This is a genomic window from Profundibacter sp. (assembly GCF_965277155.1).
Taxonomy (GTDB): Bacteria; Pseudomonadota; Alphaproteobacteria; order Rhodobacterales; family Rhodobacteraceae; genus Profundibacter.
In genome coordinates this window covers 686411-701878 of sequence record NZ_CBDIBV010000013.1, presented here as the reverse complement: position 1 = coordinate 701878, position 15468 = coordinate 686411, and the positions used below count along the sequence as shown (strand labels likewise).

Below are 15468 nucleotides of genomic sequence, written 5' to 3'. Positions count from 1 at the left end.
CAATGGGTCAGGAATATCTGGGCAAGCTGCGGCTTGGAATTAACATTGATCACGTTGCCACAGTGCGCAACGCACGCGGCGGAAGCTATCCCGACCCGCTACGTGCTGCCAAGCTAGCCGAAGAAGCAGGCGCCGATGGCATCACAGCGCATTTGCGCGAAGATAGGCGGCATATTTCGGACGCCGACATTGACGGGCTGATGGAGGTGCTAAAGGTGCCGCTGAATTTCGAGATGGCAGCAACGCCGGAAATGCAGGCGATTGCCCTGCGCCACAAACCCCACGCGGTCTGTATCGTGCCCGAAAAACGCGAGGAACTGACGACCGAAGGCGGTCTGGAAGTGGCGCGCGAGGAAAACCGGCTGGCCCATTTCATCGCCCCCATTCGCGAGGCAGGCTGCCGTGTATCGCTGTTTGTGGCCACCGATAAACGCCAGATTGACGCGGCATCACGGATTGGCGCAAACATTGTCGAACTGCACGCCGGTCCCTATTGCGATGCCTTTTCTGAAGGGCATTTTGATGTGGCGGAAACGGAACTGGAAAAGCTGCGTGATATGTCGACCTATGCCCATTCACTGGGGTTGGAGGTGCACGCGGGTCACGGTATCACTTATGACACTGTCAAACCAATCGCCGAATTCCCCGAGGTGATGGAACTGAACATCGGTCATTTCCTGATTGGCGAGGCGATCTTCATGGGCTTGCAACCAGCCATCCGGAAAATGCGCGATCTGATGGACGAGGCACGAGCCTGAGGAGTGGTGAGTAAGGATATCCCCACTTGCTGCCAACAGCCTCCGCGTTCAGGATGGCCCTTGTAAGGTATTGTATTGAAGGGGTTTGAAATGCGGATTATTTTATTCATCTTGTCGTTAGTTGCCAGCACCCTGTCCGCGCAGGCAGAAATTGTGCGTGATTGTGAAGGGGAAATCACCATCAACCTATTGGCCGAACCGTGGGAAGAAAACACCCGGATCTTTGCCAATGGCGATGTGCGGGTTGCTGTGCTGGATTACTGGGACCCGGCAAACGCGGCATTCCAGTTGGCGGTTATATATCTCCCGAATGATTACATCGAGGCCGAGGGACGCGCCTGCAAGGTGGTTTCCGCCGGTGGTATCGGGGACGGCTATAACATGCTCTCGCTGGACGGATTAAAGGCCAGCTATGACCCCGCGCGCGGACTGGTCCTGATGATCGATGCGGAAAAATATGATTATGATGCGGGCCGTGCAATTCCGGGCACGGTAACCGTGGTGATCAACGGTAGTGTCGCGAGTTTGGTGGAAATTCGAGGACGGCGTAATCTCCGGGTGCATCGAAGCCACCCAACCGGCGGCTGGAACCGCCAAGGAGATCACGCCATGACAAAGAATACAGCAACATCGACATCCGCGCTACTGGCCAATGAAGCAGGCTATGACCCGATTGAAGACCGGCTGCGCCAGAACATCCGCGCGACGATCGAGGCGGTTTTCGAAGAGGAGCTGGAGCAGTTTCTGGGCCGTTGCCGGTATGGCCGCAGCGGCGGGGCAAAGGCCGGATACCGCCACGGGCATCGCGAGCGGCAACTGGTCGGAACATTTGGAACCGAAACGGTGCGCGTGCCGCGTGCGCGGATCACAGGCGAGGCCGGCAAGGCCAGAGAATGGCGCTCGAAGGCATTGCCCCGCTACCAGCGGCTGACGAAGAAGGCCGAGGCGCTGATCGCTGCTGTCTACCTTTCGGGCACCAACACACGGCGGGTAAAACGCGCCCTGTTCGGCCTGTTTCAGGGGGCGGTCAGCAAGGATGTGGTGAGCCGCGCCTGGCGCAAGGTGAAGGTGGACTGGCAGGCGTGGTGCGCCCGCAGCCTTGCGGATGAAGACATCGTGCGGCTGATCCTGGACGGCACCGTGATCAAAACGCGGATTGACAGGAAGGCCACCAATATCTCGGTTCTGGCCGCGATTGGCGTGCGCCGGGATGGGCAGAAGGTCTTGTTATCACTGATGAACATGGGCGGCGAAAGCACCTCCGCCTGGCGTCAGTTCATCAACGATCTGGATGCGCGCGGGTTGAAACGGCCCGAATTTGTCATCGTGGACGGGGCACCGGGACTTGAGGTCGCTCTCATTGCCCTCTGGGGTGAAGATCTGCCGATCCAGAGGTGCACGGTGCACAAGCACCGCAACCTTCTGGCCAAGGCACCCAAGCGTATGCATGATGAGTTGACAGAAGATTACCGCGACATGATCTACGCCAAAACACCCGAGGAAATCGCCACCCGCCGCAAGGCATTTCTGCGAAAATGGCGGCTGAAATGCAAGGCCGTCGCTGACAGCTTGGAAGAAGCAGGAGATAAGCTTTTCACCTTCACGCGTCTGCCACAAGGCCAGTGGAAATCGGCCAGAACGACAAATGCGATCGAACGCCTGAACGAGGAATTCCGCCGCCGCATCAAGACCCAGACCGTGCTGCCATGCGCCGAGACCGTGCCGATGCTGCTTTGGGCTCTGATGGCCTCGGGGCAGATCGTCATGCGAAAGGTCGATGGCTGGGAAACGCTCGCTCAGCCCGTCGCCGACGCAACCCTTGACCAAGCCGCCTGACCGGCGCATAACTCAACCCGCTCGGAGGTGCCTGAAATCAATTTCCACCACTTTCGAGACACAACCGTGATCAACCGCGCAACAAGTCAGGTTCAGGCAAGTTTCAGATGATTTTGGGCATCGGCACAGACCTTGCGAATATAGAACGCATCGAAAAGACGCTGGCGCGTTTTGGCGACCGGTTCCGCGACCGCGTATTCACCAAGGTCGAACAGCAAAAAGCCGAACGCCGCAAGGATGTGGCAGGCACCTATGCCAAACGCTGGGCCGCAAAAGAGGCCTGTTCCAAGGCGCTGGGCACCGGTTTGCGGATGGGAATTTCATGGCGGGACATGGCGGTCAGTAATCTGGAGACCGGTCAGCCCGTGATGGCGGTGACGGGTTGGGCGCGGGAACGGCTGGATGCAATGACGCCAGCGGGCCACGAGGCCATCATCCATGTGACATTGACTGACGATCACCCTTGGGCACAGGCCTTTGTGATCATCGAAGCACGCCCGAAAACTTGACTCTGCCGCCGCTGCCATTCATGTAGCCTTAAACATCAATCCGAGCAGGAACACCCCACACAATGGCAAGCAAAGCAGATAAACCCGATGGTATTATGGAAACAGTAAAAACAGTCTTTTGGGCACTGCTGATTGCAGGCGTATTTCGCACCCTGTTCTTTCAACCTTTCTGGATTCCGTCAGGGTCAATGAAAGATACCTTGTTGATCGGGGATTTCCTGTTTGTGAACAAAATGGCCTATGGCTATTCCAGATATTCCTGCCCGTTTTCGGCCTGCCCATTTTCCGGCCGCATTATGGGGTCCGAACCCGAACGCGGCGATGTGGTGGTGTTTCGCCATCCGGTGAACGGTCAGGACTTTATCAAGCGGTTGATCGGCCTGCCCGGTGATAAAATCCAGATGAAGGGTGGCGTATTGCATATCAACGGCCAAGCGGTGAAGATTGAGCCGGCTGGCGTGTTTACCGAAACCTACGAGCGGCAGGGGTCGGCTGGCACTTTTCCGCGTTGTTCCAATAATCCGGGCGTTGGCGGTGTCTGCGAAAAGACACGCGCAATCGAAACCCTGCCAAACGGTGTGTCACACGATATTCTGGATATTGGAAAACAGGCACAGGATGACACCGGCATTTATGTCGTGCCCGAAGGTCACTATTTCTTTATGGGCGACAACCGCGACAATTCCACCGACAGCCGTTTCCCGCAGACCGCGGGTGGTGTTGGCTATGTGCCGTTTGAAAACATCATCGGCCGTGCCGACCGGATCATGTTTTCGTCCGCCGGTAAATCGCTGTTCTATTTCTGGACATGGCGTTCGGATCGTTTCTTTAAGGCGGTAAACTAGGGACATGCTGCTGCTGGCCATCACATTCATTGCGAGTCTGGCGCACATCGATAAATACTATATTCCCGCAGGCTCAATGAAGCCAACTTTGCTGGTTGGCGACTACCTGATTGCAGACCGGTATGCATATGGTCTGTATTGTGGCTGGCCTTGCGGCGGCAAGAAGATTTGGACGAACCCACCAAAGCGCGGCGATGTCGTGGTTTTCCGGCATCCTGTTCTGGAAGAGGATTTTATCAAGCGGCTGATCGGGATGCCCGGCGACAAGATCCAGATAAAAAACGGTGTACTGCATATCAATGGTCAGGCGGTAAAGACTGAACCGGCGGGCGCGTTTACGGAAACCTATGAGCGACAAGGATTTTCGGGCAACTACCCGCTATGCGCAAATAATCCGGCAATCGGTGAAACCTGTATAAAGACGCTGAAAACTGAAACCCTGCCTAATGGTGTAAGCTATGATATGCTGGATATTGGCGATTACTCTCAGGACAACACGGGCGTTTATACCGTCCCCGAAGGCCATTATTTCTTTTTGGGGGATAACCGCGACAACTCTATTGACAGCCGGTTTCATGCTAATACCGGTGGGATTGGGTTTGTGCCTGAAGAAAATCTGATTGCCCGCGCGGATATGGTTGTGTTTTCTTCATCTGGTCTGTCGTTGCTATCATTCTGGGCATGGCGTAAGGGACGCTATCAAAAGGCAATAAAATGAAACTCTCGTCTGAACTAAAGGCCTTTGCGGGCCGGATTGGTTACACGTTCAAGCGGCCCGAGCTATTGCATCGGGCCGTTACCCATTCGTCGATGTCATCCCCCACCCGCGACGACAACCAGCGGCTGGAGTTTCTGGGCGACCGTGTGCTGGGTCTGGTGATGGCCGAGGCTTTGTTCATGGCCGACACATCCGCCACTGAGGGTCAGTTGGCGCCGCGGTTCAACGCGCTGGTGCGCAAGGAAACTTGCGCCGATGTGGCGCGGGAATTCGATCTGGGGGCGGTGCTGAAACTGGGCCGTTCGGAAATGCTGTCCGGTGGGCGTCGCAAAGAGGCGCTGCTGGCCGACGCCATGGAAGCGGTGATTGCGGCTGTTTATCTGGACGGCGGGTTCGAGGCAGCCAAAGCATTGGTGCTGCGTCTGTGGGGCAAGCGGGTTACGGCAGTAGACGCCGATGCGCGTGATGCCAAAACCGCATTGCAAGAATGGGCGCAAGCCCGCAAATTACCACCGCCGAAATATGTGGTGACAGCGCGCACAGGGCCGGACCACGCGCCGGTTTTCACCATCGAGGCGCGGCTGGAAAATGGCGAAAGAGAAGCCGCCACGGCAAATTCGAAACGACAGGCCGAACAGGCCGCGGCCAAGGTGTTATTGGTGAAAATTTCAAAGCGTAGTTAGAGTAGCTTGTCTTATGATTTTACGTGGCTTTCCTGTAAAAGAGGGCCGCTGTCCGGCACTCTGATTATGCCAGCCAGCGGCGGCGGTAGGATCGAAAGGAGCTTGGTCATTTAGGGCCGTTGAATAGTCAGATCACCGCCGTCTTTTCCATGAGACCTGAACGGATACGCGAAGCTCTGACTTCGCATGACAAGCATAGAGTAATGCCCGAAAGTTGGTGATGGGGTGATTGGGTGGCATATCATGGCGGTGTTGACGCGCCGCGATTCTCAGAGAGAAAAGGATATGCCACATGGAAGACGATACTATTTTGGAGTTTACCGATCCAGAGGTGGTCACGGAAATTCGGACCAGTTGTTAAGGTGGATCGACTTATGAGAAAGACGATTCAAAATGACGAAACGAAAGAACCATTCTCCCGAATTCAAAGCCCGCGTTGCGCTTGAAGCAATCCGCGAGGAAATGACGATGGCGGAGCTGTCGAAGAAGTATGGTGTGCATCCAACCCAGATTGGCACATGGAAACGAGCAGCGATTGAAAACATGGCCACGGCATTTTCCAGACGGGGCCGTGATCCTGATCGGGTTGATGAAGCCCAGATTGAGAAGCTGCACTCCAAGATTGGTCAGCTGGTCGTGGAACGGGATTTTTTAGCCAACGCCTCGCAACAGTTGCTCGGGAAGCGAGGCAAAAAATGGTGAGCCGTGAGCATGATCTGAGTGTGCGACGACAATGCGGGCTACTTTCTCTGGCGCGCTCGAACCTGTATTACCAGCCAAAAGGCGAAAGTGCTGAAAATTTGCGGTTCATGACAATAATCGACAAGCAATTCTTGCAGACGCCGTGGTATGGATCACGGCAAATGGCCCGGCACATGCAGCGCCAAGGTTACAAGTGTGGTCGCCACAGGGTCCGCCGTTTGATGCGGCTGATGCGGTTGGTTCCGATCTACCAGACGCCCAACACGAGCAAGAAACATCCGCAGCATAAGATCTACCCGTATCTGCTGCGAGACCTGACGATTGATCGTCCAAACCATGTGTGGTGCGTAGATATCACCTACATTCCGATGCAGCGCGGGTTCCTCTATTTGGTCGCGATCATGGACTGGCACAGCCGCAAGGTTTTGAGCTGGAGATTGTCAAACAGCATGGAGGCAGATTTTTGCGTTGAAGCCCTGAAAGAGGCTATGGCCAAATACGGCAAGCCCGATATCATGAACAGCGACCAGGGCAGCCAGTTCACCGGGTTTGAATGGACGCAGGCGCTGAAAGAAGCCGACGTGAAAATCTCGATGGATGGCAAAGGTCGCTGGGTCGATAACCGGATGATCGAGCGGCTTTGGCGATCCTTGAAATACGAATGCATTTACCTCAACGCATTTGAAACGGGTTCGCAGACCCGCGCCGGGATCGGGAAATGGTTGGCTTACTACAACACCGAGCGCCCGCATTCCACCCACGGAATATTGACCCCGGATGAAGCCTATGACAGAAAAACAAAACCAATGAGTTTGGCAGCCTAAATGAAACCCTGATCCATCTTAAACTGGCTGCTGACTGGTCAAAAAAGTGGGACCACCTCTATCCAGCCGGAATTTCACCTGATCCGCTGACGGATATCTTGCGCAAAGGCGCGCGGGATCTGTTGGCACAGGCGGTCGAGGCCGAGGTTTGTGATCTGATGGCGCAACACGCGCATTTGAGGGATTCGGCCGGTCGCCAGCGCCTTGTTCGCCACGGATACCTGCCGGAGCGCGAGGTGATGACGGGGATCGGCCCTGTCCCGGTGAATGTGCCTCGGGTGCGTGATCGTGGCACGGGGGCGGAGAAGATCAGGTTCACCTCGACGCTTCTGCCGCCGTATCTGCGCCGGGCAAAGTCGGTCGAGGAGTTGTTGCCCTGGCTCTATCTCAAAGGTATTTCCACGGGTGATTTCGGCGAAGCACTGGCGGCCCTTCTGGGGCCTGATGCGGGTGGTTTGACATCGAGCACGATTTCGCGCCTGAAGGCGGAGTGGTGGGCAGAATACGAGCGTTGGAACCGGCGTGACCTGTCGGCCAAACGCTATGTGTATTTCTGGGCCGACGGGGTTTATTTCAAGCCGCGCACGGATGCTGACAAGCAATGCATGCTGGTGATCATCGGCGCGGACGAGTGGGGTAACAAGGATGTTCTGGGCCTCGTGGACGGGTATCGAGAAAGCAGCCAGAGCTGGCGTGAACTGCTGCTGGACTTGCAACGTCGTGGCCTCAGAAAAGCCCCTGATCTGGCCGTTGGTGATGGCGCGCTCGGCTTCTGGAACGCCTTGCGGGAGGTGTTCGGTGAGACCCGGGAGCAGCGCTGCTGGGTGCATAAAACCGGCAACGTCCTGAATGCCATGCCGAAGTCGCTGCAAGCCAAAGCCAAGGGCCATCTACAGGACATCTGGATGGCCGAGAACAAACGGGACGCCGAGGCCGCGTTCAATTTCTTCATCGAAGCCTATGGCGTGAAATACGAGCGTGCCGTGGGGAAGCTGACCAAGGACCGGGACGTGCTGCTGACCTTCTACGACTTCCCTGCCGAGCACTGGAAACACATCCGCACATCCAACCCCATCGAAAGCATATTTGCCACCGTGCGGCACCGAACGAAGAAGACCAAAGGCTGCCTCGGGCGCAAGACCGCCTTGGCAATGACCTTCCGCCTGATGATGTCGGCAAAGAAGAAATGGCGTAAACTCGACGGCGCATTCCGATTGCCGGAAATCATCGAAGGGGTTGAATTTAAGGACGGGATCAAGCAGGAAAAACATGCCGCCTGATTACTGCGTCACCAACTTTTGGGCATAGCTCGGTGTAACCAGCAAAGGTTCAATCGGCAACGAAGCGCAAGAACAGCTGTTTGATATGTTGACCAAAGAGCTAAAAGAAATGAATACAATTACCGGTCTGTATACGGCTTATTCCAAAACAGTGAAATAGACCGGTCATACAGTGCCTATAACATTTATGCGCCCGTTCCCGTTTGTGGATCGGGTGCATTTTATTTTCGGCAAACAGGTGTTTGGCTTGTGCCGGGGAGCTATGCCCAAAAGTTGGTGACGCAGTAATCAGGCGGCATGTTTTTCCTGCTTGATCCCGTCCTTAAATTCAACCCCTTCGATGATTTCCGGCAATCGGAATGCGCCGTCGAGTTTACGCCATTTCTTCTTTGCCGACATCATCAGGCGGAAGGTCATTGCCAAGGCGGTCTTGCGCCCGAGGCAGCCTTTGGTCTTCTTCGTTCGGTGCCGCACGGTGGCAAATATGCTTTCGATGGGGTTGGATGTGCGGATGTGTTTCCAGTGCTCGGCAGGGAAGTCGTAGAAGGTCAGCAGCACGTCCCGGTCCTTGGTCAGCTTCCCCACGGCACGCTCGTATTTCACGCCATAGGCTTCGATGAAGAAATTGAACGCGGCCTCGGCGTCCCGTTTGTTCTCGGCCATCCAGATGTCCTGTAGATGGCCCTTGGCTTTGGCTTGCAGCGACTTCGGCATGGCATTCAGGACGTTGCCGGTTTTATGCACCCAGCAGCGCTGCTCCCGGGTCTCACCGAACACCTCCCGCAAGGCGTTCCAGAAGCCGAGCGCGCCATCACCAACGGCCAGATCAGGGGCTTTTCTGAGGCCACGACGTTGCAAGTCCAGCAGCAGTTCACGCCAGCTCTGGCTGCTTTCTCGATACCCGTCCACGAGGCCCAGAACATCCTTGTTACCCCACTCGTCCGCGCCGATGATCACCAGCATGCATTGCTTGTCAGCATCCGTGCGCGGCTTGAAATAAACCCCGTCGGCCCAGAAATACACATAGCGTTTGGCCGACAGGTCACGCCGGTTCCAACGCTCGTATTCTGCCCACCACTCCGCCTTCAGGCGCGAAATCGTGCTCGATGTCAAACCACCCGCATCAGGCCCCAGAAGGGCCGCCAGTGCTTCGCCGAAATCACCCGTGGAAATACCTTTGAGATAGAGCCAGGGCAACAACTCCTCGACCGACTTTGCCCGGCGCAGATACGGCGGCAGAAGCGTCGAGGTGAACCTGATCTTCTCCGCCCCCGTGCCACGATCACGCACCCGAGGCACATTCACCGGGACAGGGCCGATCCCCGTCATCACCTCGCGCTCCGGCAGGTATCCGTGGCGAACAAGGCGCTGGCGACCGGCCGAATCCCTCAAATGCGCGTGTTGCGCCATCAGATCACAAACCTCGGCCTCGACCGCCTGTGCCAACAGATCCCGCGCGCCTTTGCGCAAGATATCCGTCAGCGGATCAGGTGAAATTCCGGCTGGATCGGTAAACTCCAAAATAGTATCGTCTTCCATGTGGCATATCCTTTTCTCTCTGAGAATCGCGGCGCGTCAACACCGCCATGATATGCCACCCAATCACCCCATCACCAACTTTCGGGCATTACTCGGTTACACCATCCAGAAGTGATTTGGCTTCGTTCCAGTCATCGGTTGCGGCAACCAGACTATCATGGATTTCGCCGGTTGGCGGGGCTTTGACACCAGCCGCAGGCATGCCGTCCCTTAGGGCGCCCAGTGTCAATTCAAACATGGACACAGTCGCCTTCATGTCATCCATAGTTCCAAGTGCCGCATTTCCGGTTTCGATACCGCAGCTTTCCTTGGCAATTTTCTGGGTCAGCATGCGCTGGCGGCCAGCAAAATCGATAAGCAATGCATCTTCTGCTGTCATCTCGAAGGGATTGGCATATTCAGCAGTCTCTTCTGTAACCAATGCCTTTGCCGCCCCCAGTAGCGCCATGTTGTTTTCGGAAAGATGTGCCATGGACGTATCAATGTCCTTGCCTGCACGAAGATCATTAATTGCAGCGTGGAAAGGCTCCCACAGGGCAGTTAATTCGTCAAGTTTGGCAAGTGTTCGACGTTTTTCTTCCGCGCCCAAAATACCCATCTCCGGATCGCCATCTTTAAGCGCAATAAGTATCTTGCCAAATTCAGCGCTGGCGGCATCCAATGCCTGAACGGCTGATTCTGGATTGCCCGAATAAACCACGACGCATGCAGCCGCCGGTATTCTTTGGCTTAAGGGAACCTCTGTAAATTCCCGTTTTCGCCTTCTTCGCGGCGGGGTGGACGGTTTTTCGCCTGTCCCGCCTGATTGCTTCGGATCATAAACCCATTTTCACCGGTTTCAAGCCGGTTTTGGGTATTTCAGGCACACCTCACCCCATGAACCCTTATCCCGGCGCCGCCAGGCCGCATTCGAACTGGACGAAGCGCTTCATGTTGTAGACCAGGTTCATCATCCCGATGCGAAATCGCGCCCGCTTCAGGCCGATGGAGCGGATCAGCTTGCCGCCCATGGAGCGCTCCTGAAAAGCGAATACATGCTCGACCCGGACCCGCACTTTCGAGCGCCTCCGGTTGGCCTTTTGCTGGCGCTCGCCAAGCGGCTTGCCGCGCCTGCCCTTGTGATGGATATGGCTGTGAAGCCCCCGCTCTTCCAGCTCGCTTTCGATCTTTTGCGAGCGATAGGCGCTGTCGGCCCACAGGTCCGATGAGGTGTTGCTCGCATCAATCAGACCGGCAAGCGCCTGGCTGTCATGCACGGCGGCATCGGTGACATCATAAGCGCGGATGAATTTGTGCCGCCGGTCGACATTGATGTGGTTCTTGTAGCCGTAATAGCTCTTGCCGTGCTTCTTCGTCCAGCGCGCATCCACGTCCTTCTGGCGCTTCTTGTGGGGTTTTTCCTCCCACTCTTCAGGCGTTTCGCCCGCCTTGATTTTCTCGTTCTCGTCCCTTTTGTTGTGCTGGCGCGGCGCCGGAACGATGCTCGCATCAACAATCTGCCCGCCCATCGCCAGATAGCCCTTTTCGCGCAGAAAGGCATCGAACTTGTCAAACAGCTCCTTCATCTTCCCGGCCCCGGCCAGCCTTTCACGGTAGGCCCAGATGGTCTTGGCGTCAGGTACGCTGTCTTCAATGCCAAGGCCGAGAAACCGCATGAACGACAGGCGGTCGCGGATCTGATACTCGATCTGATCGTCAGAGAGGTTGTAGAGCTGCTGCAAAACCATCGTCTTGAATATCAGCACCTCATCCCAAGGCGGGCGGCCAGCGTTGGATTTGCGCTGTTCGGGCGGCGTGCGCCATATGGCCTTCAGCTCGTCCCGGTAATCCTCGAACGGCACCATGTCGTTGAGCAACACCAGCGGATCACCAGATTTGTCCAGTCCCGCGTATCGGCTGGAAAGATCAAAAAATCCCATCTGACCCATGACAAAACCCCGTCGGTCGAATCATTTTCATCCTGATGACGATTCTACCCCGTCAGGCCGGATTTTGGGGGATTTTTAGAGGTTCCCTTAACATCCGTAATTTGCCAGAAGAGTTTATCCGCTGGCTGGCGCCATCGTCTTCGATATTGGAAGCGTCGGCCTGAACTTGATGGGCCGGCAGCGCAAAACAGAACACGGTGAAGGTGGATAGCGTCACAGCCCTTAAGGCTGTGCGCAATCCGGTTTTCTTATGAATTAGTTTCATTTTCTATTCCCTCGTACTGACCGGATGTAACCCCGGACACTCGGTAAAAGTTGCTTAACTGGTATGTGGTTAGTTTTTGGCCAGCCACACTTCGACCCGACGGTTTGCGCCACGTCCAGCTTCGGAACTATTACAGCCAGTAGGAGAGATTTCACCAAACTCGGAGGCTTCGAATTCGATATGTGCAATCCGGTCGCCGCCAATCTCTTGCAGCTTTGCAATAACTTGTTGCGCGCGTCCCAGACTTAGCTTCTTGTTTGCTTCGAAAGAACCGACGTTGTCAGTGAAACCCACCATTTCAACGCGGGTACCAGAGGTGGTCGCGGAAATTCGGACCAGTTGTTAAGGTGGATCGACTTATGAGAAAGACGATTCAAAATGACGAAACGAAAGAACCATTCTCCCGAATTCAAAGCCCGCGTTGCGCTTGAAGCAATCCGCGAGGAAATGACGATGGCGGAGCTGTCGAAGAAGTATGGTGTGCATCCAACCCAGATTGGCACATGGAAACGAGCAGCGATTGAAAACATGGCCACGGCATTTTCCAGACGGGGCCGTGATCCTGATCGGGTTGATGAAGCCCAGATTGAGAAGCTGCACTCCAAGATTGGTCAGCTGGTCGTGGAACGGGATTTTTTAGCCAACGCCTCGCAACAGTTGCTCGGGAAGCGAGGCAAAAAATGGTGAGCCGTGAGCATGATCTGAGTGTGCGACGACAATGCGGGCTACTTTCTCTGGCGCGCTCGAACCTGTATTACCAGCCAAAAGGCGAAAGTGCTGAAAATTTGCGGTTCATGACAATAATCGACAAGCAATTCTTGCAGACGCCGTGGTATGGATCACGGCAAATGGCCCGGCACATGCAGCGCCAAGGTTACAAGTGTGGTCGCCACAGGGTCCGCCGTTTGATGCGGCTGATGCGGTTGGTTCCGATCTACCAGACGCCCAACACGAGCAAGAAACATCCGCAGCATAAGATCTACCCGTATCTGCTGCGAGACCTGACGATTGATCGTCCAAACCATGTGTGGTGCGTAGATATCACCTACATTCCGATGCAGCGCGGGTTCCTCTATTTGGTCGCGATCATGGACTGGCACAGCCGCAAGGTTTTGAGCTGGAGATTGTCAAACAGCATGGAGGCAGATTTTTGCGTTGAAGCCCTGAAAGAGGCTATGGCCAAATACGGCAAGCCCGATATCATGAACAGCGACCAGGGCAGCCAGTTCACCGGGTTTGAATGGACGCAGGCGCTGAAAGAAGCCGACGTGAAAATCTCGATGGATGGCAAAGGTCGCTGGGTCGATAACCGGATGATCGAGCGGCTTTGGCGATCCTTGAAATACGAATGCATTTACCTCAACGCATTTGAAACGGGTTCGCAGACCCGCGCCGGGATCGGGAAATGGTTGGCTTACTACAACACCGAGCGCCCGCATTCCACCCACGGAATATTGACCCCGGATGAAGCCTATGACAGAAAAACAAAACCAATGAGTTTGGCAGCCTAAATGAAACCCTGATCCATCTTAAACTGGCTGCTGACTGGTCAAAAAAGTGGGACCACCTCTACCTTTAGGCATATCAGCAAGATAATTCGCCAGGCGTTTCATATCTTCTAATCCACGCGGATCCAGTTGCGACGAGCCTAGGTTAAAGCGGAAAGTCGTGGACAGGCGGTCATATTTGGTCATCTCTGCCAGCATTTCACGGATTACGTTACCTTCGAATGCATCAACATCAGCATTCAGAAGCGAAGCCGCACGCGGGCTGTCCAGTGCCTGTTCACGGCTGATAATCCCCAGATCGATAAACCCGGCTTTTGCAATCACGCCATCGGCCGCATCTGATGTTGCATAAGAGATAAAGTCGGAAATCTTTGGTGCAGGGTTTTCTGTGTTATACAGATACATGCGACGCTGGAGCGCGTATTCTTCGGTTTTGGCCGAGAATGGATCCGGTGTTGATGTGATCCCGCATTCGTTAACAAGGTTAAGCGGCTTGGCGCCGCGTTGAAAAGCATAGCCAACGTAACCAATTGCACCGGGGGTTTCGTTGACAAAGGCAGCAACCTTGTTGCTGTCATTTTCGACAATTGCCCCTTCAGGCGCCGAGTGAGCATCTTTGCCAAATATGCGGTTCTGGAAAACTTCGAATGTCCCTGTGCCTTCTTCACAGGAAACAACCTGAATGGGCATATCGGCGCCGCCCAGCTGGCTCCAGTTGGTGATTGCGCCCGAGTAGATACCCTTAAGGTCTTCAATAGAGACAGTTTCCACGCCATTGTCCGGATTCACAATGATAACCAGACTGTCAACGGCAAGGATATGTTCCTGATCAATGCTGATCATATTGCCTTTGCCTGCCGCACGAAGGGCGCGTGCTTCTGCCGGTGTGATCCGGCGGGAAGACATGCCGATTGCAGCATCATCATTCAGCAAAGCATCAAAAGCATCATTTGAAGCGGTCGAGGTTACAAGGAAAGAACCGATCTCGTCACCAAATCCGTTGTCCGCAACAAGTTTTGCCAGAGTTTCATCTTCGTTCTGGGTTTCATTGATTTCGATTTCTGCATTCATATTGGCGGCATATCCACTAAGAAGAAGTGGCATAACCCCAAGGCCCACGGCCTCTGAACCATAAAAATGCACATCGGTTGCGACGGTATCAAACGTCGGACACGAGGCCCCTTCACAGCGAACACGACTGGATGAAATGGCCAGTTCGCCCAAAGCAGTACGAATGACATAGTTATCATCTTTGAATTCGACCAGTTCACCTTTCAGGTCTACAGTGCCGTCAGCGGATTTCAAGGTCACTTCACCGGCAAACGCAACGCTGGATAGCAGTAAAGAGGTGGTAAGTGCGGCCATCTGCAATGTGCGATTGCGACCCTTGTTCAAATAGGTTTTCAATGTCTTATCTCCTGTAACAGGTAATTCGGCCTACTAGTAAATTCGTATTCAAGGAGGCGCTATTTGGTAGAGCAGCCTGAATTATCGCAGACTCTCTGGGACTGCTTGGCAGCTATTGGGAATGTAAGGAAAATTTATGGCAACAATTAGAAAAAACAGGCTGTTGTTGGGGCATAATTAAGAATGCAATTACGACGTGCAAAAAGACCGTTCTAGTTGTGTAGATCACGCCATTTATTAATGATTAACTGGGTTGCATCACCTTTGACGACTGCTAACCCGAGCTGCGCGCCGATACGAAAACAAAGAATTGAATCCCGATTCCCCGATAATGTGCCAACAATCGCTGCGGCGGGATCATTTTGGCTTGCCGTGAATTGATCCAGATAGGAGTCATATTTATCAAGGTTACTTTCAGAAACTTTTTCCAGTGCGGCAACATTTGTTGATTCACCTGAATTCACACCGGCATCTTCGCCTTTTAAAATCAGCCAATCTGTTATGTCCGGGGTGCTTGTTAAAATCTGAATTGCCGCATTGCCGGCTTCGATTGCCTTATCCTCGGCATTGCCTGTTTCCGGAATGCTTTTAATCAGCCGCCCGGCCTGAAGGCCCACAGCGCTTGTATCAAACTCCTGTTCAGGAGTTGATGCAATAACCGACAGT

At 54.5% G+C, this 15468-nt stretch carries 16 protein-coding genes; 9 read left to right on the top strand and 7 right to left on the bottom strand.

Going from position 1 to position 15468, the window contains the following annotated elements; translation table 11 throughout:
* Positions 1-2: 2 nt before the first annotated feature.
* The 8 genes from ACQY4M_RS18685 to ACQY4M_RS18650 all read left to right on the top strand — a co-directional run bounded on the left by ACQY4M_RS18685 (position 3) and on the right by ACQY4M_RS18650 (position 8155).
* A complete protein-coding gene (locus tag ACQY4M_RS18685) occupies positions 3-758 on the top strand; it encodes a pyridoxine 5'-phosphate synthase (protein ID WP_428547300.1) in 756 nt (251 codons plus the stop codon).
* A gap of 609 nt (positions 759-1367) precedes the next feature.
* Positions 1368-2594, top strand: coding sequence for an IS256 family transposase (locus tag ACQY4M_RS18680; protein WP_428539582.1), 1227 nt, complete (start codon positions 1368-1370; stop codon positions 2592-2594).
* Between the two features lie 107 nt (positions 2595-2701).
* Entirely contained in the window at positions 2702-3103 is a 402-nt protein-coding gene (gene acpS, locus ACQY4M_RS18675; RefSeq protein ID WP_428547297.1) for a holo-ACP synthase, read from the top strand.
* A gap of 62 nt (positions 3104-3165) precedes the next feature.
* Positions 3166-3948 (top strand): signal peptidase I, encoded by a 783-nt coding sequence (lepB, locus tag ACQY4M_RS18670; RefSeq protein ID WP_428547294.1) that lies wholly within the window; start codon positions 3166-3168, stop codon positions 3946-3948.
* 4 nt (positions 3949-3952) lie between these two features.
* Positions 3953-4666 (top strand): signal peptidase I, encoded by a 714-nt coding sequence (gene lepB / locus ACQY4M_RS18665; protein WP_428547291.1) that lies wholly within the window; start codon positions 3953-3955, stop codon positions 4664-4666.
* A complete protein-coding gene (rnc, locus tag ACQY4M_RS18660) occupies positions 4663-5349 on the top strand; it encodes a ribonuclease III (protein ID WP_428547288.1) in 687 nt (228 codons plus the stop codon). Before lepB (ACQY4M_RS18665) ends, rnc begins: the two co-directional genes overlap by 4 nt.
* A gap of 393 nt (positions 5350-5742) precedes the next feature.
* A protein-coding gene (locus ACQY4M_RS18655; protein ID WP_428539245.1) for an IS3 family transposase occupies positions 5743-6875 on the top strand; the annotation gives its coding sequence in 2 pieces (ribosomal slippage) (positions 5743-5995 and positions 5995-6875; 1134 coding nt in all).
* A 23-nt stretch (positions 6876-6898) separates the two neighbouring features.
* Positions 6899-8155 (top strand): IS256 family transposase, encoded by a 1257-nt coding sequence (locus ACQY4M_RS18650; RefSeq protein WP_428548281.1) that lies wholly within the window; start codon positions 6899-6901, stop codon positions 8153-8155.
* 288 nt (positions 8156-8443) lie between these two features.
* Here the strand turns inward: ACQY4M_RS18650 and ACQY4M_RS18645 are convergent, their stop codons facing one another.
* The 5 genes from ACQY4M_RS18645 to ACQY4M_RS18625 form a co-directional block, all read right to left on the bottom strand.
* A complete protein-coding gene (locus ACQY4M_RS18645) occupies positions 8444-9694 on the bottom strand; it encodes an IS256 family transposase (RefSeq protein ID WP_428539230.1) in 1251 nt (416 codons plus the stop codon).
* An 88-nt stretch (positions 9695-9782) separates the two neighbouring features.
* Positions 9783-10394 (bottom strand): type IV pili methyl-accepting chemotaxis transducer N-terminal domain-containing protein, encoded by a 612-nt coding sequence (locus tag ACQY4M_RS18640; RefSeq protein ID WP_428547285.1) that lies wholly within the window; start codon positions 10392-10394, stop codon positions 9783-9785.
* 184 nt (positions 10395-10578) lie between these two features.
* Complete coding sequence (locus ACQY4M_RS18635) at positions 10579-11622, bottom strand: IS5 family transposase (protein ID WP_428539227.1); 1044 nt, start codon at positions 11620-11622, stop codon at positions 10579-10581.
* Positions 11623-11674: 52 nt separating this feature from the next.
* On the bottom strand, positions 11675-11887 hold the full coding sequence (locus ACQY4M_RS18630) for a hypothetical protein (RefSeq protein WP_428547282.1): 213 nt from the start codon (positions 11885-11887) through the stop codon (positions 11675-11677).
* A gap of 69 nt (positions 11888-11956) precedes the next feature.
* Positions 11957-12217, bottom strand: coding sequence for an OmpA family protein (locus ACQY4M_RS18625; protein WP_428548279.1), 261 nt, complete (start codon positions 12215-12217; stop codon positions 11957-11959).
* A 48-nt stretch (positions 12218-12265) separates the two neighbouring features.
* Between ACQY4M_RS18625 and ACQY4M_RS18620 the strand changes: the two genes are divergently transcribed.
* A protein-coding gene (locus tag ACQY4M_RS18620; RefSeq protein ID WP_428539245.1) for an IS3 family transposase occupies positions 12266-13398 on the top strand; the annotation gives its coding sequence in 2 pieces (ribosomal slippage) (positions 12266-12518 and positions 12518-13398; 1134 coding nt in all).
* An 18-nt stretch (positions 13399-13416) separates the two neighbouring features.
* Here ACQY4M_RS18620 and ACQY4M_RS18615 read toward each other — a convergent pair.
* Together ACQY4M_RS18615 and ACQY4M_RS18610 are read right to left on the bottom strand one after the other, a co-directional pair.
* The gene (locus tag ACQY4M_RS18615) at positions 13417-14802 is read right to left on the bottom strand and encodes a PstS family phosphate ABC transporter substrate-binding protein (protein ID WP_428547279.1); all 1386 of its coding nucleotides are present in this window, start codon (positions 14800-14802) and stop codon (positions 13417-13419) included.
* 212 nt (positions 14803-15014) lie between these two features.
* Positions 15015-15419, bottom strand: coding sequence for a hypothetical protein (locus ACQY4M_RS18610; RefSeq protein WP_428547277.1), 405 nt, complete (start codon positions 15417-15419; stop codon positions 15015-15017).
* Between the last annotated feature and the right edge of the window lie 49 nt (positions 15420-15468).

Bases quoted from the DNA above. Each gene is read 5' to 3' on its own strand.
- lepB (WP_428547294.1), top strand. From the start codon at position 3,166: ATGGCAAGCAAAGCAGATAAACCCGATGGTATTATGGAAACAGTAAAA.
- acpS (WP_428547297.1), top strand. From the start codon at position 2,702: ATGATTTTGGGCATCGGCACAGACCTTGCGAATATAGAACGCATCGAA.
- ACQY4M_RS18635 (WP_428539227.1), bottom strand. From the start codon at position 11,622: ATGGGTCAGATGGGATTTTTTGATCTTTCCAGCCGATACGCGGGACTG.
- rnc (WP_428547288.1), top strand. From the start codon at position 4,663: ATGAAACTCTCGTCTGAACTAAAGGCCTTTGCGGGCCGGATTGGTTAC.
- ACQY4M_RS18645 (WP_428539230.1), bottom strand. From the start codon at position 9,694: ATGGAAGACGATACTATTTTGGAGTTTACCGATCCAGCCGGAATTTCA.
- ACQY4M_RS18680 (WP_428539582.1), top strand. From the start codon at position 1,368: ATGACAAAGAATACAGCAACATCGACATCCGCGCTACTGGCCAATGAA.
- ACQY4M_RS18685 (WP_428547300.1), top strand. From the start codon at position 3: ATGGGTCAGGAATATCTGGGCAAGCTGCGGCTTGGAATTAACATTGAT.
- ACQY4M_RS18630 (WP_428547282.1), bottom strand. From the start codon at position 11,887: ATGAAACTAATTCATAAGAAAACCGGATTGCGCACAGCCTTAAGGGCT.
- lepB (WP_428547291.1), top strand. From the start codon at position 3,953: ATGCTGCTGCTGGCCATCACATTCATTGCGAGTCTGGCGCACATCGAT.